The 18863-nt window shown below is 71.5% G+C and carries 14 protein-coding genes; 10 read left to right on the forward strand and 4 right to left on the reverse strand.

Features of this window, described 5'->3' with window-relative positions; genetic code table 11:
* Positions 1 to 57: 57 nt before the first annotated feature.
* Together miaB and ACFY9S_RS22365 are read left to right on the forward strand one after the other, a co-directional pair.
* The gene (gene miaB / locus ACFY9S_RS22360; protein WP_391131283.1) at positions 58 to 1572 is read left to right on the forward strand and encodes a tRNA (N6-isopentenyl adenosine(37)-C2)-methylthiotransferase MiaB; all 1515 of its coding nucleotides are present in this window, start codon (positions 58 to 60) and stop codon (positions 1570 to 1572) included.
* A 58-nt stretch (positions 1573 to 1630) separates the two neighbouring features.
* On the forward strand, positions 1631 to 2344 hold the full coding sequence (locus ACFY9S_RS22365) for a class III extradiol dioxygenase subunit B-like domain-containing protein (protein ID WP_391131285.1): 714 nt from the start codon (positions 1631 to 1633) through the stop codon (positions 2342 to 2344).
* Between the two features lie 157 nt (positions 2345 to 2501).
* Here the strand turns inward: ACFY9S_RS22365 and ACFY9S_RS22370 are convergent, their stop codons facing one another.
* Together ACFY9S_RS22370 and ACFY9S_RS22375 are read right to left on the reverse strand one after the other, a co-directional pair.
* Positions 2502 to 2849 carry an Rv0909 family putative TA system antitoxin gene (locus ACFY9S_RS22370; protein ID WP_391131286.1) on the reverse strand — a complete coding sequence of 116 codons (348 nt, stop codon included), beginning with the start codon at positions 2847 to 2849 and terminating at the stop codon, positions 2502 to 2504.
* A gap of 26 nt (positions 2850 to 2875) precedes the next feature.
* Entirely contained in the window at positions 2876 to 3145 is a 270-nt protein-coding gene (locus ACFY9S_RS22375) for a hypothetical protein (protein WP_391131288.1), read from the reverse strand.
* 182 nt (positions 3146 to 3327) lie between these two features.
* Between ACFY9S_RS22375 and miaA the strand changes: the two genes are divergently transcribed.
* From miaA to hflX, 6 genes are all read left to right on the forward strand, one after another.
* Positions 3328 to 4266, forward strand: coding sequence for a tRNA (adenosine(37)-N6)-dimethylallyltransferase MiaA (miaA, locus tag ACFY9S_RS22380; protein WP_391131290.1), 939 nt, complete (start codon positions 3328 to 3330; stop codon positions 4264 to 4266).
* Positions 4267 to 4374: 108 nt separating this feature from the next.
* Entirely contained in the window at positions 4375 to 4887 is a 513-nt protein-coding gene (locus tag ACFY9S_RS22385; RefSeq protein ID WP_391131616.1) for a hypothetical protein, read from the forward strand.
* Positions 4888 to 5006: 119 nt separating this feature from the next.
* Positions 5007 to 5879 carry a diaminopimelate epimerase gene (gene dapF / locus ACFY9S_RS22390; RefSeq protein ID WP_391131292.1) on the forward strand — a complete coding sequence of 291 codons (873 nt, stop codon included), beginning with the start codon at positions 5007 to 5009 and terminating at the stop codon, positions 5877 to 5879.
* A gap of 296 nt (positions 5880 to 6175) precedes the next feature.
* A complete protein-coding gene (locus tag ACFY9S_RS22395; RefSeq protein WP_391131294.1) occupies positions 6176 to 8350 on the forward strand; it encodes an HD domain-containing protein in 2175 nt (724 codons plus the stop codon).
* 238 nt (positions 8351 to 8588) lie between these two features.
* Positions 8589 to 10220: a M1 family aminopeptidase gene (locus tag ACFY9S_RS22400; RefSeq protein WP_391131296.1), complete on the forward strand. Its 1632-nt coding sequence runs from the start codon at positions 8589 to 8591 to the stop codon at positions 10218 to 10220.
* Positions 10221 to 10346: 126 nt separating this feature from the next.
* Positions 10347 to 11840, forward strand: a complete 1494-nt coding sequence (gene hflX, locus ACFY9S_RS22405) for a GTPase HflX (protein ID WP_391131298.1) — start codon at positions 10347 to 10349, stop codon at positions 11838 to 11840.
* 121 nt (positions 11841 to 11961) lie between these two features.
* Here the strand turns inward: hflX and ACFY9S_RS22410 are convergent, their stop codons facing one another.
* Positions 11962 to 13170 (reverse strand): trypsin-like serine peptidase, encoded by a 1209-nt coding sequence (locus ACFY9S_RS22410; RefSeq protein ID WP_391131300.1) that lies wholly within the window; start codon positions 13168 to 13170, stop codon positions 11962 to 11964.
* 195 nt (positions 13171 to 13365) lie between these two features.
* Positions 13366 to 14589, reverse strand: a complete 1224-nt coding sequence (locus ACFY9S_RS22415; protein WP_391131302.1) for a trypsin-like serine peptidase — start codon at positions 14587 to 14589, stop codon at positions 13366 to 13368.
* A 331-nt stretch (positions 14590 to 14920) separates the two neighbouring features.
* On the opposite strand from ACFY9S_RS22415, the gene ACFY9S_RS22420 reads away from it, so the two are divergent.
* Together ACFY9S_RS22420 and ACFY9S_RS22425 are read left to right on the forward strand one after the other, a co-directional pair.
* On the forward strand, positions 14921 to 16387 hold the full coding sequence (locus ACFY9S_RS22420) for an aminotransferase class III-fold pyridoxal phosphate-dependent enzyme (RefSeq protein WP_391131304.1): 1467 nt from the start codon (positions 14921 to 14923) through the stop codon (positions 16385 to 16387).
* Between the two features lie 564 nt (positions 16388 to 16951).
* The gene (locus ACFY9S_RS22425; RefSeq protein ID WP_391131306.1) at positions 16952 to 18829 is read left to right on the forward strand and encodes an IucA/IucC family protein; all 1878 of its coding nucleotides are present in this window, start codon (positions 16952 to 16954) and stop codon (positions 18827 to 18829) included.
* The last annotated feature ends 34 nt before the right edge of the window (positions 18830 to 18863 follow it).

The raw sequence follows: 18863 nt of genomic DNA on the forward strand, positions 1-18863 counted from the left end.
GGGGTGGTTGTCCACAGGCGGCCGGGCCACCATCGCCGACCGCCTACCCTTGTCCCCATGAGCAGCATCGACCGGAGCCAGTCAGTGGGCGGCACGCGCACATACGAGGTACGCACCTACGGGTGCCAGATGAACGTCCACGACTCCGAGCGGTTGTCCGGACTGCTGGAGGACGCGGGCTACGTCCGCGCCCCCGAGGGCGCCGACGAGGCGGACGTCGTCGTCTTCAACACCTGCGCCGTGCGTGAGAACGCCGACAACAAGCTGTACGGCAACCTCGGCCACCTCGCCCCGAAGAAGGCGAGCCGCCCCGGCATGCAGATCGCGGTCGGCGGCTGTCTGGCGCAGAAGGACCGCGACACCATCGTGAAGCGGGCGCCCTGGGTGGACGTCGTCTTCGGCACGCACAACATCGGCAAGCTGCCCGTCCTGCTGGAACGCGCGCGCGTGCAGGACGAGGCACAGGTCGAGATCGCCGAGTCGCTGGAGGCGTTCCCCTCGACGTTGCCCACCCGCCGCGAGAGCGCCTATGCGGCCTGGGTCTCCATCTCCGTCGGCTGCAACAACACCTGTACCTTCTGCATCGTCCCGGCCCTGCGCGGCAAGGAGAAGGACCGCCGCCCCGGCGACATCCTCGCCGAGATCGAGGCCCTGGTCGCCGAGGGCGTCTCCGAGATCACGCTGCTCGGGCAGAACGTCAACGCGTACGGCTCGGACATCGGCGACCGTGAGGCCTTCAGCAAGCTGCTGCGGGCCTGCGGAAAGATCGAAGGGCTGGAGCGCGTCCGCTTCACCTCCCCGCACCCGCGCGACTTCACCGACGACGTCATCGCCGCCATGGCCGAGACGCCGAACGTGATGCCGCAGCTGCACATGCCGCTCCAGTCCGGCTCCGACCCGGTCCTGAAGGCGATGCGCCGCTCCTACCGCCAGGAGCGCTTCCTGGGGATCATCGAGAAGGTCCGCGCCGCCATCCCGCACGCCGCGATCAGCACGGACATCATCGTGGGCTTCCCCGGCGAGACCGAGGAGGACTTCGAGCAGACGCTGCACGTGGCGCGCGAGGCCCGCTTCGCCCAGGCCTTCACCTTCCAGTACTCCAAGCGCCCCGGCACCCCGGCCGCCGACATGGATGGCCAGATCCCCAAGAAGGTCGTCCAGGAGCGCTACCAGCGGCTCGTCGCCCTCCAGGAGGAGATCTCCTGGGAGGAGAACAAGAAGCAGGTCGGCCGCACCCTGGAGCTGATGGTCGCCGAGGGCGAGGGCCGCAAGGACGACACCACCCACCGCCTGTCCGGCCGCGCCCCCGACAACCGCCTGGTCCACTTCACCAAGCCGGACCAGGAGGTCCGCCCCGGCGACGTGGTCACGGTCGAGATCACCTACGCCGCCCCGCACCACCTCCTGGCCGAGGGCCCCGTGCTGGACGTGCGGCGTACACGCGCGGGCGACGCCTGGGAGAATCGGAACGCGGCCGAGAAGGCCACGCCCGTCGGTGTGATGCTGGGACTGCCGAAGATCGGCGCCCCCGAGCCCCTGCCGGCCGTGGCGAGCGGGTGCGGCTGCGACTGAACCGGACCGCTGCCGCCCTGTGCGGTGGCAGCCGCCCCTGAGAGTTACCCTGCCGATCATGCTTGTCGCCGCCGCAGTCTGCCCCTGCCCGCCCCTGCTGGTCCCCGAGGTCGCCCAGGGCGCCGCCCCGGAACTGGACGCCGCGCGGAACGCCTGCACGGACGCGCTGGGCGTACTCACCGCCGCCCGGCCCGGCCGGCTCGTGGTCGTAGGCCCTGTGGACGGCCCCGGGCCCGAGATGTACCCGGAGGGAGCGGCCGGGTCGTTCCGGGGCTTCGGCGTCGACCTCGCTGTACGTCTTGGAGCGGCCGAGGGCGCGAACCCGCTACCGCGACTGCCTTACGCGCTGGCGGTGGCCGCCTGGCTGCTGGAGCGGACCGGGTGGTCCGACGCCCCGGTCGAGGGACTCGGGGTGGGGGAGTCGTACCCGCCCGGGCTGTGCGCGCGGACCGGTAGGGACATCGCCGCCCGGGACGAGCGAGTTGCCCTGCTGGTGATGGGTGACGCCAGCGCGTGCCGGACGCTCAAGGCCCCGGGCTATCTGGACGAACGGGCGGCCCCGTTCGACGCGGACGTCGCACGGGCGCTCGGCGCGGCGGACGTGGCCGCACTCACCGCGCTGGACACCGGGCTGGCCCACGAGCTGAAGGTGTCCGGCCGGGCCCCCTGGCAGGTCCTGGCGGGCGCGGCCGAGGGCGCGGACCTCGGCGGATCGCTGCTCTACGAGGACGCTCCCTACGGCGTGGGATACATCGTGGCCAGCTGGTCGTAGCGCGGACGGCAGGCCGGTAGGCCGATAGGCAGCGAACAGACAGACAAGCGAACAGACAGACAAGCGAACAGACAGACAAGAGAAACGGCGGGGACGGCCGGGAGCCGGTGCTCCGCGGCCGTCCGCCGATGTGCCCTTCAGAGTGCCGATGTCCGCGTCAGGAAGCGGGCGGTGGCGTGTCGTCCGGCGGCGTGGGGCCACCCGGGTCCCGCGGCGGCGCCGTGCGGCCCGCCTCCGGCGGCACGGCACCGGTGCCCGGCGGCGGTGTCGTGCCACCCCCGCCCGGTCCACTCTCGCCCTGGTGCGCGAGGCGGCCCATGGCGCCCTTGGCCCTGCCCGTGCCCGACTGGATCCTGTCGCTGTACTTGCCCTTGGTGCTCTTGTCGACGGCCTGCGCGGCCTTGTCGAGACCGTGGTGGATCTTGTCCTCGTGCCGCTGTGCGAGGTCCGAGACCTTGCCCTTCGCCGGGCCCAGCTTCGCCTTCACGTTGTGCAGGAGACCCATGACTCACCTTCCCTCGCGCGGGGCGGTCACGTACGGGCACCCTCGCCGGCCTCGTTGTCGGCCGCCTTCTCGGTGGACTGCTGCTTGGGGATGTCGACGGCTTCGGACTCGGTGACTTCGGCAGCGGCCTCACCGGCCGGATCCGCCGCTTCCCCGGCTCCGTCGGTGCCCTTGGCCTCCGCGGCCTCGGCCGCCTCATCCTCGGTCCCGGCCTTCGCCGTATCGGTCTCAGCCTCGGCTGCAGGCGTCTCCGCCGTGGCCTTCGACCGCCGGAGAAGTCGTGCAAAAACGCCCATATCCACTCCATACGTTACTCGTGCGGGCGAAATCCCGCGTTGCCCGGTGCGTCAGTTTGCGCGGCCCGGGCCACCGCCTCTGCGATCCGGCGGCAGGAACCTCGCAACGGGCAACGACCCCGCGGCCGTGGCGTCACGTAACTCGTTCGAGACCAGGGTTCTAGGTTTGCGAGACTGGGGCGGTGAGCAGTGCACTCCCCGCCCCCCGCGTCATCGCCGTCGTCGGACCTACTGCGGCCGGAAAGTCCGATCTGGGCGTCTTCCTGGCCCAGCGTCTCGGCGGCGAGGTCGTCAACGCCGACTCCATGCAGCTCTACCGAGGGATGGACATCGGCACCGCCAAGCTGACGCCCGAGGAGCGTGACGGCGTCCCCCACCACCTGCTGGACATCTGGGACGTGACCGTCACGGCGTCCGTCGCCGAGTACCAGCGCCTGGCCCGGGAACGGATCGACGCCCTGCTCGCCGAGGGCCGCTGGCCGATCCTGGTCGGCGGCTCCGGACTCTACGTTCGCGGAGCCGTCGACAACCTGGAGTTCCCCGGCACCGACCCCGAGGTCCGCGCCCGCCTGGAAGAGGAACTCACGCTGCGCGGCCCCGGCGCGCTGCACGCCCGCCTGGCCGCCGCCGACCCCGAGGCCGCCCGCGCGATCCTGCCGAGCAACGGCCGCCGGGTCGTCCGCGCCCTGGAGGTGATCGAGATCACCGGCAAACCGTTCACGGCCAACCTCCCCGGCCATGACTCGGTGTACGACACCCTTCAGATCGGCGTCGACGTGGCCCGCCCCGAGCTCGACGAGCGCATCGCGCGGCGGGTCGACCGGATGTGGGACGCCGGCCTCGTGGACGAGGTGAGCGCACTTCAGGCGCAGGGGTTGCGTGAAGGGCGTACGGCCTCGCGCGCGCTCGGCTACCAGCAGGTGCTCGCGGCGCTCGCGGGGGAGTGCACCCTCGAGGAAGCGCGGACCGAGACCGTCCGTGCCACCAAGCGCTTCGCGCGCCGCCAGGATTCATGGTTCAGGCGCGACCCGCGGGTGCACTGGTTGAGTGGGGCGGCAGCCGATCTCGCAGAACTTCCGCAGCTCGCGCTGTCCTTGGTCGAACGACCGGTTACAGCCTGATCACGTCATGGCATCGGGATGCCCAGGCCGTCATCCGGTCCTTCGGCGGCGTGCCATCATCGAGCTTCGATCGACCGAGTTGAGTCCTAGTTGGGAGGGCGCGTGGCGATGGAGGCCGGCCCTCGCGACACCGCACCGAGCACCGATCACATCACCGCCGAGCGGGATGAGCCGGGGCCCGACGCCGCACCCGAGCAGGAGGCGGACCACCTCAGCTCCGACGGGCCCGACGAGTCGCAGGGCGTGACGGACGACGGTCCCGAGCCCGGCGAGATGTTCGCCGACGAGGTCGAGGTCGAGCTGCGTCCGCAGCGCCGGCTCCACATCTGGCAGCTGGCCCCCATCGTGGGTCTCGCGGCACTCGGCTCCCTGATGTTCGCCTTCCCGCTCGCCTTCGACTTCGGCGACAGCGGGGCCGTCATCGCCATGCTGGGCCTGCTGATCTGCTCGTGTGCGGCCGGCTGGGGCATGATGGCCGCCCGTCGCGTCGGCTACACCTGGCCGGGCCTGCCGGCTCGCGGCTCCGGCCGCAGACCCGACTGGCGGGTCGCCCTCGCGTACGCCCTGGTCGTGGCCCTCGTGGTGGTCCTCGCCGTGTGGCGCGTGGCGCGGCTGCGCTGATCGCGCGATACGAGCGCCGATGTGCTGTCGCAGGCGCGGAGGACCGCTGACGTAGCCGGGTAGGGGCCCCGTCGTGGCCGCGCAGGGGCGCTGTCGCAGGCAGCCCTTACGATCGAGGCATGAGCACGCGGATCGCCTTCCTCAAGGGTCACGGCACCGAGAACGACTTCGTGATCGTCCCGGACCCCGAGAACACCATCGGCCTGCCCCCGGCCGCCGTCGCCGCCCTGTGCGACCGGCGCGCGGGCATCGGCGGTGACGGGCTGCTGCACGTCGTGCGCTCCGCCGCCCACCCGGAGGCCGAGGAGATGGCGGCCGAGGCGGAGTGGTTCATGGACTACCGCAACGGCGACGGCTCGATCGCGGAGATGTGCGGCAACGGCGTGCGGGTGTTCGCGCGCTACCTCCAGCGCGCCGGTCACGTCACCGAGGGAGACCTCGCGGTCGCCACGCGCGGGGGAGTGAAGACCGTGCACCTCGCCAAGAACGGCGATGTGACCGTCGGCATGGGCCGAGCGGTGCTCCCGGACGGCGACGTCACGGTGAGCGTCGGCGAGCGCAGCTGGCCCGCGCGGAACGTCAACATGGGCAACCCGCACGCGGTCGCTTTCGTGGACGACCTGGCGCACGCGGGTGACCTGCTCTCCCCGCCCCCCTTCAGCCCGGCCGCCGCCTACCCGGACGGTGTGAACGTCGAGTTCGTGGCCGACCGCGGCCCCGGGCACGTCGCGCTGCGTGTGCACGAGCGTGGCTCCGGTGAGACCCGCTCGTGCGGCACGGGCGCGTGCGCGGTCGCCGTGGCCACCGCCCGCCGCGACGGCGCCGACCCGACGGCCACCGGCACCCCCGTGACCTACACCGTTGACGTCCCCGGCGGCACGCTGGTGATCACCGAGCGGCCTGGCGGCGAGATCGAGATGACCGGCCCGGCCGTGATCGTGGCCGAGGGCGAGATCGACACGGACTGGCTGGATGCCGTCACGTCAGCGTGAGCCGGAACCGGTCGTCCCGAAACACCCGCGCACCTTCGGTCGGCCGACCCGAAACCACCGCTGGAATCCGGCCACTTGGCGAGATTCGCATGGTGCAGGTCGTGACCTACGAGGGTACAAACCTCACATTCGTCCCTCGAATGGGTGATCAGTTTCACGCTCGGCGAGAGGCGGTCAGTCGGGCATGGTGGGCTCGGTAGCATCAAGCACCGGCCCGGACGGGGGACCGAAGCCGCCTCCTGAGCCATGTCCGCTCTGAGGCACCCGTCCGCCGGTTGACGCAGCCGGAGGTGCCCATGAGTGCGGAGGCCACGAATTCCGTGACCCCAGGCCCGATGCCGGGCGCGGTGTCAGGACCGGTGACGCCGACAGCCCCCCGCAGAAAGGCCCGCCCCCGGATCGACCTGCGCCGCCTCGGCCGCGCGGCCCTGCTCGGCCCCGCCGCCCGTGGCCGGCTGCCCGACGCCATCAGCCATGTCGTCGAGGCCCACCGCGCCCATCATCCCGACGCGGACCTCGAACCCCTGCGCCACGCCTACGTCCTGGCCGAGTCCTCGCACCGCGGCCAGATGCGCAAGAGCGGCGAGCCGTACATCACGCACCCGCTCGCCGTGACCCTGATCCTGGCCGAACTCGGCGCCGAGACCACGACGTTGACCGCGTCCCTGCTGCACGACACCGTCGAGGACACGGACGTGACCCTCGACCAGGTCCGCGACCAGTTCGGCGAGGAGGTCCGCTACCTCGTCGACGGCGTCACCAAGCTGGAGAAGGTCGACTACGGCGCCGCCGCCGAACCCGAGACCTTCCGCAAGATGCTCGTCGCCACCGGCAACGACGTCCGCGTCATGTCGATCAAACTCGCCGACCGGCTGCACAACATGCGCACCCTCGGCGTCATGCGCCCCGAGAAGCAGGAGCGCATCGCGAAGGTGACACGTGACGTGCTCATCCCGCTCGCCGAGCGGCTCGGCGTCCAAGCGCTCAAAACCGAGCTGGAGGACCTGGTCTTCGCGATCCTGCATCCCGAGGAGTACGCGCACACCAGGGAGTTGATCGTCCGCAACGCGGCCCGCACGGACGACCCGCTCGCCGAGGTCGCCGACGAGGTGCGCGGTGTGCTGCGCGAGTCGGACATCCCGGCCGAAGTCCTCATCCGGCCCCGCCACTTCGTCTCGGTGCACCGCGTCTCGCGCAAACGCGGCCGGCTCCGCGGCTCCGACTTCGGCCGCGTCCTGGTCCTGGTGAACGAGGACGCGGACTGCTACGGCGTCCTGGGCGAACTGCACACGTGCTTGAAGCCGGTGGTCTCCGAGTTCAAGGACTTCATCGCCGTACCGAAGTTCAACCTCTACCAGTCGCTGCACACGGCCGTGGCGCGCGAGGACGGCCAGGTCGTCGAGGTCCTCATCCGCACGCATCAGATGCACAAGGTCGCCGAGGCCGGCGTCGTCGCCCTCGGCAACCCGTACGCACCGGCCCCCGACGACCCGGCCGACGGCGAGCGCGTCGACCCCACCCGCCCGGGGTGGCTCTCCCGGCTCCTCGACTGGCAGGAGGCGGCGCCCGACCCCGACCACTTCTGGTCGACCCTGCGCGAGGACCTCGCCCAGGACCGCGAGATCACCGTCTTCCGGCCCGACGGCGGCACGCTCGGCCTGCCCGAGGGCGCGACCTGCGTGGACGCCGCCTACGCGCAGTACGGCGAGGACGCGCACGCCTGTATCGGCGCCCGGGTGAACGGCCGCCTGGCGACGCTGAGCACCGTCCTGACGGACGGCGACACCGTCCAGCTCCTCATGGGCCAGGACCCGGCGTCGGAGCCCTCCCGGGAGTGGCTGGAGCACGCCCACACACCTGCGGCCCGGATCGCCATCCAGCGATGGCTGACCGCACATCCGGCGCAGGCGGAGTCCCAGCAGAGCGAGGCGCGGATCGCCGAGGACCGGACAGCGCGCCGGCCCGCCGACGTGCCCGTCCCGGACGGGACCTCCGAGCAGCCCGCCGGCCGCCCCGCCACCGGTCACGTCCTCGCCGACCTGCCGGGAGCGACCGTCCGGCTCGCCCGCTGCTGCACGCCCGTACCGCCCGACGAGATCACCGGCTTCGCCGTACGCGGAGGGGCGGTCACCGTGCACCGCGTGGAGTGCGCCGCGGTGGCGCGCATGAAGGACGGGGGGCGCGCGGAGGTCGGCGTGCGCTGGGGAGAGACCGCCGAGTGCCGGGTCACGCTGGTCGCCGAATCGTTCGTCCGTCCCCATTTGCTGGCCGACCTCACCGAGGCCATGGCCTCCGAGGGCGCCGAGATCGTCTCGGCGACCGTCGAGCCCCCGACCCAGCAGCAGGTGCGGCACACCTACACGGTGCAGCTCCCGGACGCCGGTCACCTGCCCGCCCTGATGCGGGCGATGCGCAATGTCGCCGGGGTGTACGACGTCAGCCGGGCCCAGCCGCAGCCGCAGGGCGGCTGAGCGGCCCGGGCGGGCGGCCTCCGGGTGGCCTCGTTGAGGCTTGCAGGACTGCCCTGGGTTGGCCTCGCTGAGGCTGCAGGACTGCCTCGGGCGGCCTCGCTGAGGCTTGCAGGACGGCTTCCCGGCGCGCCGCCAGGGTGGCCGGGGGCGGCACCCGGCGCAGGCCGCGGTCCCCGGTTCGGGTGGGACGAAAGCGCGCCGTCCCCGCCGCTCACCCGCGCGCTGATAGCCGTGGGGCATGCTCCTGACCCCCCACAGCCAGGCCACCACCCCCACCCGTCGCCGGACCGCGGCCGCCCTGCTCACCTCGGCCGTCTCCGTCTGCCTCGTCGCCGCGAGCACCCCCGCCGTCCCGCTCGGCGTCGGCGACCGCCTCTTCCCGAACCTCGGTAATCCGGGCTACGACGTCGCGTCGTACGACCTGGCCTTCACCTATCCGGGCAACAACAGCGAGCCGCTGCGGGCCGTCACCACCATCGACGCCTGGACGACCGCCGACCTGGACCGCGTCAACCTGGACTTCGCCCACGGCACGGTCGAGTCGGTCGAGGTCGACGGCGACCCCGCGGAGTTCCGCTTTGCGGGCGAGGACCTGGTGGTCACACCCGAGGACTCGGTGTCGGACGGCAACTGGATGCGGATCACCGTGCGGCACACCAGCGATCCCGTGCCCGGCAAGGGGCGCGAGGGCGGCTGGGTACGCACGGCGGACGGCCTCGCCATGGCCAACCAGGCCGACGCGGCGCACCTGGTGTTCCCCTGCAACGACCACCCCTCCGACAAGGCGATGTTCACCTTCCGTGTGACCGCGCCCGACGGTCACACGGCCGTCGCCAACGGTCTGCCCGCCGGAGTGGAGAAGTTCGGCGGGTCGACGACCCGGACCTTCCGCACCCAGCACCCCATGGCCACCGAACTCGCCCAGGTGTCCATCGGCCGCTCCACGGTGCTGCACCGCACCGGCCCCCACGGCCTTCCCGTACGGGACGTCGTCCCGACCCGTCACCGCGAGGCGCTCGAACCCTGGCTGGAGAAGACCCCCGGCCAGATCGCCTGGATGGAGAGCAAGGTCGGCCGCTACCCCTTCGAGACGTACGGCCTGCTCGTGGCCGACGCCTCCACCGGCTTCGAACTGGAGACCCAGACGCTCTCGCTCTTCGAACGGGAACTCTTCACCGAGCCGGTCTACCCTCCGTGGTACGTCGAGTCGATCATGGTGCACGAGGTGGCCCACCAGTGGTTCGGCAACAGTGTCACCCCCCGCACCTGGTCCGATCTGTGGCTCAATGAGGGGCACGCCACCTGGTACGAGGCGCTGTACGCCGAGGAGCAGGCCGGCAAGCCGATGCGCGACCGGATGAAGGCCGCCTACGGTGCCTCCGACCGCTGGCGAGCCGCCGGCGGGCCCCCCGCCGCCCCCAAGGCCCCGGACCCCGCCCGCAAGACCGGCATCTTCCGGCCCAACGTCTACGACGGGGCCGCGCTCGTCCTGTACGCCCTGCGCCAGGAGATCGGCCGCCCGGCCTTCGAACGCCTGGAACGCGCCTGGGTCGTCCGCCATCAGGACGACACGGCCACCACGGAGGACTTCGTCCGGCTCGCCGCCGAGATCTCCGGGCGTGACCTCGACGGCTTCTTCCAGGACTGGCTGTACGGCGAGAAAACCCCTCCGATGCCGGGGCACCCGGACTGGAAGCCGGAGACGCCCGCGAAGCCGCAGACACCGACCATGAAACCGCAGACGTCGGCAGCGAAACCGCAGACGTCGGCAACGAAGCCGCAAGCCCCGGCAACGAAGCCGCAGGCCCAGGCAGCCAGGTCGCAGGTTTGGGCGAGGCCGGGTCGAGCGGCATGGACGCCCGCCCGATAACACAGTGACGAGACGCCCCGTGCCGTGCGAACATCTTCAGGTCGGCGCGGTACGGGGTGCCGGGAATCTCCCGGACCACCCGCGCGTTGCACACAGTGAACGGCTTCCCACCCACGTAAGGATCCAATGACCTCCTCTTCTTCCTTTTCCCAGGACTCCAAGCGCTTCGAGCACAGCCACCCCGAGGGTTTTCGGGCCGATGCCCTGATGGAAGAGGACGTCGCCTGGAGCCACGAGATCGACGGAGAGCGGGACGGCGACCAGTTCGACCGCTCCGACCGCGCGGCTCTGCGCCGTGTGGTGGGCCTCTCCACCGAGCTCGAGGACGTCACCGAGGTCGAGTACCGCCAGCTCCGTCTGGAGCGGGTCGTCCTCGTCGGTGTCTGGACCTCGGGAACCGTGCAGGACGCGGAGAACTCCCTCGCGGAGCTCGCCGCCCTCGCGGAGACGGCCGGCGCGCTGGTGCTCGACGGCGTTACCCAGCGTCGCGACAAGCCCGACGCGGCCACGTACATCGGCTCCGGCAAGGCCGAGGAACTGCGCGACATCGTCGTCGATACGGGCGCGGACACCGTCATCTGCGACGGTGAGCTCAGCCCCGGCCAGCTGATCCACCTCGAAGACGTCGTCAAGGTCAAGGTCATCGACCGGACGGCCCTGATCCTCGACATCTTCGCCCAGCACGCCAAGTCCCGAGAGGGCAAGGCGCAGGTCGCTCTCGCGCAGATGCAGTACATGCTGCCGCGACTGCGCGGCTGGGGTCAGTCGCTCTCCCGGCAGATGGGCGGCGGCAAGGGCGGCGGCCTCGCGACCCGCGGTCCCGGTGAGACCAAGATCGAGACGGACCGGCGCCGGATCCGCGAGAAGATGGCGAAGATGCGCCGGGAGATCGCGGACATGAAGACCGGCCGCGAGATCAAGCGCCAGGAGCGCAAGCGCCACAAGGTGCCGTCCGTCGCCATCGCGGGCTACACCAACGCCGGCAAGTCCTCGCTGCTCAACCGCCTCACGGGCGCGGGCGTGCTGGTCGAGAACGCCCTGTTCGCGACCCTCGACCCGACCGTGCGCCGGGCTGAGACCCCGAGCGGACGGCTGTACACGCTGGCCGACACGGTCGGGTTCGTGCGCCATCTGCCCCACCACCTGGTCGAGGCGTTCCGCTCCACGATGGAGGAGGTCGGCGAGTCCGACCTGATCCTGCACGTGGTGGACGGTTCGCACCCGTTCCCGGAGGAGCAGCTGGCCGCCGTGCGCGAGGTGGTCCGGGACGTCGGCGCCACCGACGTGCCCGAGATCGTTGTGATCAACAAGGCGGACGCGGCCGACCCGCTGACGCTCCAGCGGCTGCTGCGCGTCGAGAAGCGGTCCATCGCCGTCTCGGCCCGCACGGGCCAGGGCATTCAGGAGCTGCTCGCGCTCATCGACAACGAGCTGCCGCGCCCGTCGGTCGAGATCGAGGCGCTCGTGCCGTACACGCACGGCAAGCTGGTCGCCCGTGCCCATGACGAGGGCGAGGTGATCTCCGAGGAGCACACCCCGGAGGGCACCCTGCTCAAGGTGCGGGTGCACGAGGAACTGGCGGCGGAACTCACGCCGTACGTTCCGGCGCCGGCGCTCTGAGCAGGACGGGCCGGCGTTCTGAGCCCGACCTGGTTGGTGCTCTGAGACCCGCCTGAGCCGGCTCGCCCGACCGCGAGAAGGCCCGCCCCCTGTTGCCGGGGAGCGGGCCTTCAGCATGCGGTCACTTACCGCCGTACGTCTTGCTCATGTTCTGGTAGAGCGCTTCGGCGTCGCGGCCCAGCCGGGGACCGGCCAGCCAGGTGTTGTCGGCCGGGCCGATCGAGGTGTTGGAGACCAGCACCGACTTGCCGTTCAGGACCCGGAACCAGCCGCCCCCGGACGAACCGCCGGTCATGTCGCAGCCGATGCGGTACATCGTCGGCAGGGACGGGCTGAGTGAGAACCGGCCGGGGACGTCGATGCACTTGAACATCTTCTCGCCGTTGTAGGGCGGCGCGGCCGGGTAGCCCCAGGCGCCCATCTTGGCGGCCTCGGCCGCGGACGGGGCGGAGAAGTCCACGTCCAGCGCGGCGCCGACCGTCTCCTCCAGGGACTTGGCGCCCTGCTCCGGCTTCACGTGCAGCACGGCGTAGTCGTACGCGGCTCCGTCACCGCCGCTCTCCGAACCGCCCTGGATCCACTGGTTCGAGGTCGAGGCCCAGTTCGCCCACCAGTTGCCGTAGGGGGCGGCCTCGGTCGGGTTCGCGTTGCTGACCTCCGCCTCGGACTTGCCGAGGTCGTTGTAGGCCGGGACGAACATGATGTTGCGGTACCAGCCGCCGTTGCCGCCGGCGTGCACGCAGTGACCCGCCGTCCACACCAGGTTGGACTTGCCCGGATGGTTGACGTCCTTGACGACCGTGCCGGAACAGACGGCCGGGCCGTCGGGGGAGTCGAAGAAGACCTTGCCGACGGGCGCCGCGTTGCGGTGGTACGGCGTGTTCTCGGCCTGCGCCCGGACAGGAGCCGGATCCGGGTCGCTGACGCCCTGGCCTGCCGACGCGTCCTTCGTCGTGACCGTCTTGTCGGCCTCCTCGGCGGACTGCATCCGCTCCGGCTTCCAGAGGCCCTCGATCACCGGGTTGACGAAGTCCTTGGCGTCACCGAGCCACTTGTCCTTGTCCCAGTCCTTCCAGCCGCCGTCCTTCCAGCGGCCGACGTCGATCCCGTGCTCTTTGAGCTTGCCCGCTAGATCGGCCGGGATCTTGCCGCCGCCGCTGCCGCTGTCCTCCGCGGCGGCCTGTGAGGAGGTGGCGTCGGGCGTGTCGCTCGCCGAGTCCGCGGAACCGCCGCAGGCGGTCGCGGTGAGAGCCAGGGCGGCGACGAGCCCGGCGGCAGCGAGGACGGTGCGCCGCCCGCGCCCTGGTGCGGGCGTACGTGTGGAACGCATGGTGCGATGACCCCCGTTGTACGAATCTGGCGCTGTGCTGGTGCTATGGGCGGGCGCTACGTGCGCATGCCATGGACGTGGGCATCGGCGTCCCCGCGCGACTCCCCACTATGCCCGTGGAGTTGAGGGCGTACCGGGGTGGGGCGGTGAAGGCCGAGGGGACGTCGCCCCACCGACGGCGCGTTCAACCGGCCGTCACCGGCCGGCGAACTTCTTGCTCACCGAGTCGTACACGCCCTTGGCCACGCCGCCCAGGCGCGGTCCGGCCAGCCAGCCCGATGTCACCGGGCCGATGGAGGTGTTGGACACCAGCGCCGGCTTGCCGTCCGAGCCGGTCGCGAGCCAGCCGCCGCCCGACGAACCGCCGGTCATCGTGCAGCCGACGCGGTACATCGTCGGATCCGACGCGGTGACCGACAGCCGCCCGGGCCGGTCCTGGCACCGATACAGCTTCTGCCCGTCGTAGGGCGGCGCGGCCGGGTAGCCGATCGCCGTAACGCTCTTCACCTGCGGCACCGCGGGCGCCTTGAAGTCGACCGGCAGCGCCGAACCGACCATCTCCTCCAGCGACTTGCCGCCACTGCCCTTCTCCGGCGTCACATGGATGACCGCGAAGTCGTACGGCGCGCCGTCGCCGCCCGTCGAACCGCCCTGCTCGATCCACTGGTCCGAGGTCTGCGCCCAGTCGCCCCACCAGACACCGTAGGGAGCGACGTCCTCACGGGTGGCGTTCTCCAGCTCCTCCACCGGCCTGCCGTCGTCGTTGTACGACGGCACGAAAGCGATGTTGCGGTACCAGCCGCCCTTCTTGCCCGCGTGCACGCAGTGGCCCGCCGTCCACACCAGGTTGGACTTGCCGGGGTGCGCCGGGTCCTTCACCACGGTCGCCGAGCAGACGGCCGAGCCCTTGGGAGAGTCGAAGAACACCTTCCCGGCCGTCGGGGCGTTGGCGTGGTACGACGGCGGCACGGCCTGCGCCTCGACGGGCTCGGGCGTCGGATCGGTCACGCCCTGGTCACCGGAGAGGTCGCTGTCGTCGACACCCTGGTCGGGTTCCTCGGCCTCCCGCATACGGTCCGGGTTCCAGAGCCCCTCGATGATCGGGTTGACGTACTCGTTTGCCTCGCGCAGCCAGTCGTCCCGGTCCCAGTTCTTCCAGGCGCCGTTCTTCCACTTGTCGACGTCGATCCCGTGCTCACGGAGCCGGTCCCTGATGTCGTCCGGGAGCCTGAGCTTGCCGTCGTCGGAGGGGGTGGCCGACGCGGAGGCCCCACCGCCCGCCGTGGCATCGCCCGACTCGCAGGCGGTGGCGGTCAGCGCCAGCGCCGAGGCGAGGGCCACGGCGGCCAACATGGGGGAGTTCCTGCGACCCGCCCTCCCCCCTCGGCCGGCATGGGACGACGGTCGTATGGATCGCATGATCTGACTCCCCCTGATACGGAACGAACATGGACGAACCGGCACTTCGGCCCCGATTCCCGCTGTCACACGGGACGTTCGGGACGACCGCACGGTGTCCGGGAACGGCACCACACACTATGCGGTGGCTGTGAGAGCGATCCGACGGGCCCGCAACAGTTCCGTCACGGAAAGGATCTTGAGGCAACCCGTAACCCGGTGAGTGATCCGGGGTTGGTAGCGGTGGGGGGCCTGCTGTCCGTGCGCGGCCCTCTGTGCCCGTGCCCAGTGGGAGGTCAGGGAAGTCGTGGCGGAATCCACCCATGGCGGTTGTGCGTCAGAGGAGGCGGCTGTGGGGCGTACGCAGGTGAAATCCCTCCCCGGCGGAGCCGAAGCCACCGCACTCGCCCCGCGCAACGGGCCCGAGGCGATCCTGCGCCGCCAAGCCGCGCGCGAACCCGCCGCCCGGACCTACGCCCGCGCCCTGCCGATCGTTCCGGTGCGGGCGAGGGGACTGACCATCGAGGGCGCGGACGGCCGCCGCTACCTGGACTGCCTCTCCGGCGCCGGCACTCTCGCCCTCGGCCACAACCACCCGGTCGTCCTGGAGGCCATCCGCAAGGTGCTCGACTCCGGCGCACCCTTGAACGCCCTCGATCTGGCGACACCCGCGAAGGACGCCTTCCTCACCGAGCTGTATCGCACCCTGCCGGCAGGCCTCGCCGAGCGGGCACGCGTGCGGTTCTGCGGACCGGCCGGCAGCGAAGCCGTCCAGACCGCCTACGCGATGGTACGCGCGGCGACCGGTCGGACCTGCCTCCTGGCGTTCACCGGCTCCGGCCGCGGTACTACCGGCAGGGCACTCGGCGGCACCTCCGCGGACACCCCGGACATGCCGGTCGCCCGTCTGCCCTACCCGCAGGACTACCGCTGCCCCTTCGGCGTCGGGGGCGAGCGCGGCGCCGACCTCGCCGCCCGCTGGACCGAGTCCCTCCTCGACGACCCCGGGCCCGAAGTTCCGCTGCCCGCCGGGATGATCGTCGAGCCCGTCCAGAGTGAGGGCGGGGTGATCCCCGCACCGCACACCTGGCTGCGGCGCATGCGACAGCTCACCGCCGACCGGTCCATCCCGCTGATCGTCGACGAGATCCAGACCGGCGTGGGCCGGACCGGTGCTTTCTGGGCGGTGGAGCACAGCGGTGTGACCCCCGACGTGATGATTCTCTCCAAGGCCATCGGCGGCAGCCTGCCGCTGGCCGTCGTGGTCTACCGCGACGACCTCGACACCGGGGAATCCGGCGCCCCCGTCGGCACCTTCCCCGGCAACCAGCTGGCCATGGCCGCCGGCACGGCGACCCTCGCCCACGTCCGCGAGAATGCCCTCGCCGAGCGCGCGGCGACACTGGGGGAGCGCATGCTGGGCCAATTGCAGCAACTCACCTCGGAGTTCGCGTGCGTGGGGGACGTGCGGGGGCGGGGGCTGATGATCGGTGTCGAGCTGGTGGATCCGGAGGCGGAGGGGGACTCCGGCTTTTCGGGCGCTCCGGGAGCTGCGGAGGGCGGCGTGGCGGCATCGGTGATGCCGCCCAGCGGACGCCACCCCCTGCCGGCCGCCCCCGGACTGGCCGCTGCGATCCAGCAGGAGTGCCTGCGGCGGGGCCTCATCGTCGGACTCGGCGGCCGTCACACGAGCGTCGTGCAGCTGCTGCCGCCACTGACCCTTACCGATGAACAAGCGGCCGCCGTAATGGACCGCCTGGCCGACGCGGTCCGGACGGCGGCCCGATGCCGTGGGGGTGGCCCGGCAGTCGCCCCCTGAGCCGCAGTGAGCTTCTACGGCTGGCCGCCGTTCCACACCGGAGTCCGCATCGGTGCCCGCCTGTGAGGCGTCTCCCTCAGCCGTCTGCCCGCCCCAGCGCCTGGCGCCCAGCCGTCTGCCTGCCGCGGTCTGCCTGCCAGTCGTCTGTCAGGCAGTCGTCTGGCGGTCAGCCGCCTGTCTGCCAGCCTGGCGCGCCATGAGCCCGCACGCTCGCGACCCGCACGACCACAGCCCCGGACGACCACAGCCTCGCACGCTCGCGACCCGCACGACCACAGCCCCGGACGCCCCAGCGCCGCACGACCACAGCCCCGCACGACCACAATCCCGGACGCCCCAGCGCCGCACGACCACAGCCCGCGCGCCGGGCAGCAACGCCCGAGTGAGTCTCCTCGACCCACTCAACCCTCACCCGCATGATCCGGACCAGTCCATGAGGTACCCGCCGTGAACACCACCCCCCACCCTCACCCCGACTCGCCCACCCCGACGCCTGCACAAGGCTCCGTCGGCGCCCGGCCATCGGGGATGTCACCGAACCCGCGGGTCCCTCATCAGCGGCCGATGGCGAAACCCGCCCAGGGTCTGACCGAGGGCCATGGCCCCGACCCCCTGACGGATCCCGATCCGCACACCGTCGCCCAGGTCGCCGCCACGGAGAATCTGCTCCGCTGCTGGGCACGCGAGACCAACCAGTCCGCCCTCGCCGACGGCATCCTGCGCATCCCCCTTCCCGCCAGCGGCGCAGCCCTGCTCGCCCCGGTCCGTTACTGGTCTCCGACGGGCTGGCACCGCTTCGGCGCTCCTCGTCTGGCCGGCGCTCCCGACTGCGCCCCACCGGTCGATGCCCTGACACTCGCCGTTCTACTCAGCCGGGAGATGTCCGCAGACGGCTCCGGTGGCAACCGCGCACACGACTCCTTCCCCATGGCCACGCCCAACTCGACCACCACCGGCTTCAACGAGGGCACCGAGCTCATCGCGGGCGTTGCCGACTCCCTCCGACGGGTCGCCGGCTTCATCACCGCCCGCCGGGAACGACCGGCCGACGGCCCCGACCTCTTCCTGTCCGCGGAGCAGGCACTCCTCCTCGGACACCCCCTGCACCCGACCCCGAAGAGCCGCGACGGTCTATCCGAGGTACAGGCAGCCCTGTACTCGCCCGAGTCGCGAGGCTCCTTCCCTTTGCACTGGATGGCTGTCGCTCCCTCCGTCCTCGTCACCGACTCCTCCTGGACCGAACGCGGCCGCCCTGTCGCAGCCCCCCGGCTCACCACCCGCCTCGCCGGCTCCACACCGGTGTTGCCGGACGGGTACGCCCTGCTGCCCCTGCACCCCTGGCAGGCACACGAGATCCGGCACCGTCCCGATACCGCTGCCCTGCTCGATGCCGGACTGCTCCGTGACCTCGGCAGCAGCGGCCCTCACTGGCATCCCACCTCCTCCGTACGAACCGTCTACCGCCCCCATGCCCCCGCGATGCTCAAGCTCTCGCTGGGCCTGCGCATCACCAACTCCCGCCGTGAGAACCTCCGCAAGGAACTCCACCGTGGCGTCGAGGTCCACCGCCTGCTCCGCAGCGGCCTCGCGCAGCAGTGGCAGGCCGTGCACCCGGACTTCGACATCGTTCGGGACCCCGCCTGGCTCGCCGTCGACACACCCGACGGAGCCCCGGTGCCCGGACTGGACGTGGTGATCCGCCACAACCCGTTCAACTCCCCGGACGATGTCTCCTGTGTCGCAGGCCTCGTCTCCCCGCGCCCGCCCGCGCCGACCGTGCCGGAGAGCTCGCCAGACCACCCGGCCAAGCTCGACCCGTCCCTGCGGTCCCGGCTGGCCGAGGTCGTCACGCGTCTCGCCCGGCGCACCGGCCGCCCCCGGGGAGCCGTCGCCGCCGAGTGGTTCCTGCGCTACCTCGCTCATGTGGTGCGCCCCGTCCTCTGGCTGGACGGCGAGGCCGGCATCGCCCTGGAAGCACACCAGCAGAACACCCTGCTTCTGCTGGACGCAGACGGCTGGCCCACGGGAGGCCGATACCGCGACAACCAGGGCTACTACTTCCGCGAGTCCCGGCGAGCGGACCTCGACGCCCGGTTGCCCGGGATCGGAGAGCGGAGCGACACGTTCGTAGGCGACGACGTCACCGACGAGCGACTCGTGTACTACCTGGTGGTCAACAACGTGTTCGGCCTCATCGGCGCGTTCGGCTCCCAAGGGCTGGCCGACGAGCGGCTGCTGCTCGCCGCCTTCCGCCGTTTCCTCGGAACCGCGGGCTCCGGTCCGGCCCGGCTGCGGACCTCGCTGCCCGCCCGGCTGCTCGACTCACCCGTCCTGCGCTGCAAGGCCAACCTGCTGACCCGGCTGCACGGTCTCGACGAACTCGTCGGCCCTGTCGACGGCCAGTCCGTCTACGTGACCATCGCCAACCCCCTGCGCTCCTGATCACCCTGATCGATACCGACCACGACTGACCTCC

Origin of the sequence: Streptomyces sp. NPDC012474, assembly GCF_042955185.1 — a bacterium.
Taxonomy (GTDB): domain Bacteria; phylum Actinomycetota; class Actinomycetes; order Streptomycetales; family Streptomycetaceae; genus Streptomyces; species Streptomyces cahuitamycinicus.

Excerpts from the sequence above, each read along its gene's own strand:
- miaB (WP_391131283.1), top strand. The coding sequence starts at position 58 with ATGAGCAGCATCGACCGGAGCCAGTCAGTGGGCGGCACGCGCACATAC.
- ACFY9S_RS22365 (WP_391131285.1), top strand. The coding sequence starts at position 1,631 with ATGCTTGTCGCCGCCGCAGTCTGCCCCTGCCCGCCCCTGCTGGTCCCC.
- ACFY9S_RS22370 (WP_391131286.1), bottom strand. The coding sequence starts at position 2,849 with ATGGGTCTCCTGCACAACGTGAAGGCGAAGCTGGGCCCGGCGAAGGGC.
- ACFY9S_RS22375 (WP_391131288.1), bottom strand. The coding sequence starts at position 3,145 with ATGGGCGTTTTTGCACGACTTCTCCGGCGGTCGAAGGCCACGGCGGAG.
- ACFY9S_RS22385 (WP_391131616.1), top strand. The coding sequence starts at position 4,375 with ATGGAGGCCGGCCCTCGCGACACCGCACCGAGCACCGATCACATCACC.
- dapF (WP_391131292.1), top strand. The coding sequence starts at position 5,007 with ATGAGCACGCGGATCGCCTTCCTCAAGGGTCACGGCACCGAGAACGAC.
- ACFY9S_RS22395 (WP_391131294.1), top strand. The coding sequence starts at position 6,176 with ATGAGTGCGGAGGCCACGAATTCCGTGACCCCAGGCCCGATGCCGGGC.
- ACFY9S_RS22400 (WP_391131296.1), top strand. The coding sequence starts at position 8,589 with ATGCTCCTGACCCCCCACAGCCAGGCCACCACCCCCACCCGTCGCCGG.
- hflX (WP_391131298.1), top strand. The coding sequence starts at position 10,347 with ATGACCTCCTCTTCTTCCTTTTCCCAGGACTCCAAGCGCTTCGAGCAC.
- ACFY9S_RS22410 (WP_391131300.1), bottom strand. The coding sequence starts at position 13,170 with ATGCGTTCCACACGTACGCCCGCACCAGGGCGCGGGCGGCGCACCGTC.
- ACFY9S_RS22415 (WP_391131302.1), bottom strand. The coding sequence starts at position 14,589 with ATGCGATCCATACGACCGTCGTCCCATGCCGGCCGAGGGGGGAGGGCG.
- ACFY9S_RS22425 (WP_391131306.1), top strand. The coding sequence starts at position 16,952 with ATGGCGAAACCCGCCCAGGGTCTGACCGAGGGCCATGGCCCCGACCCC.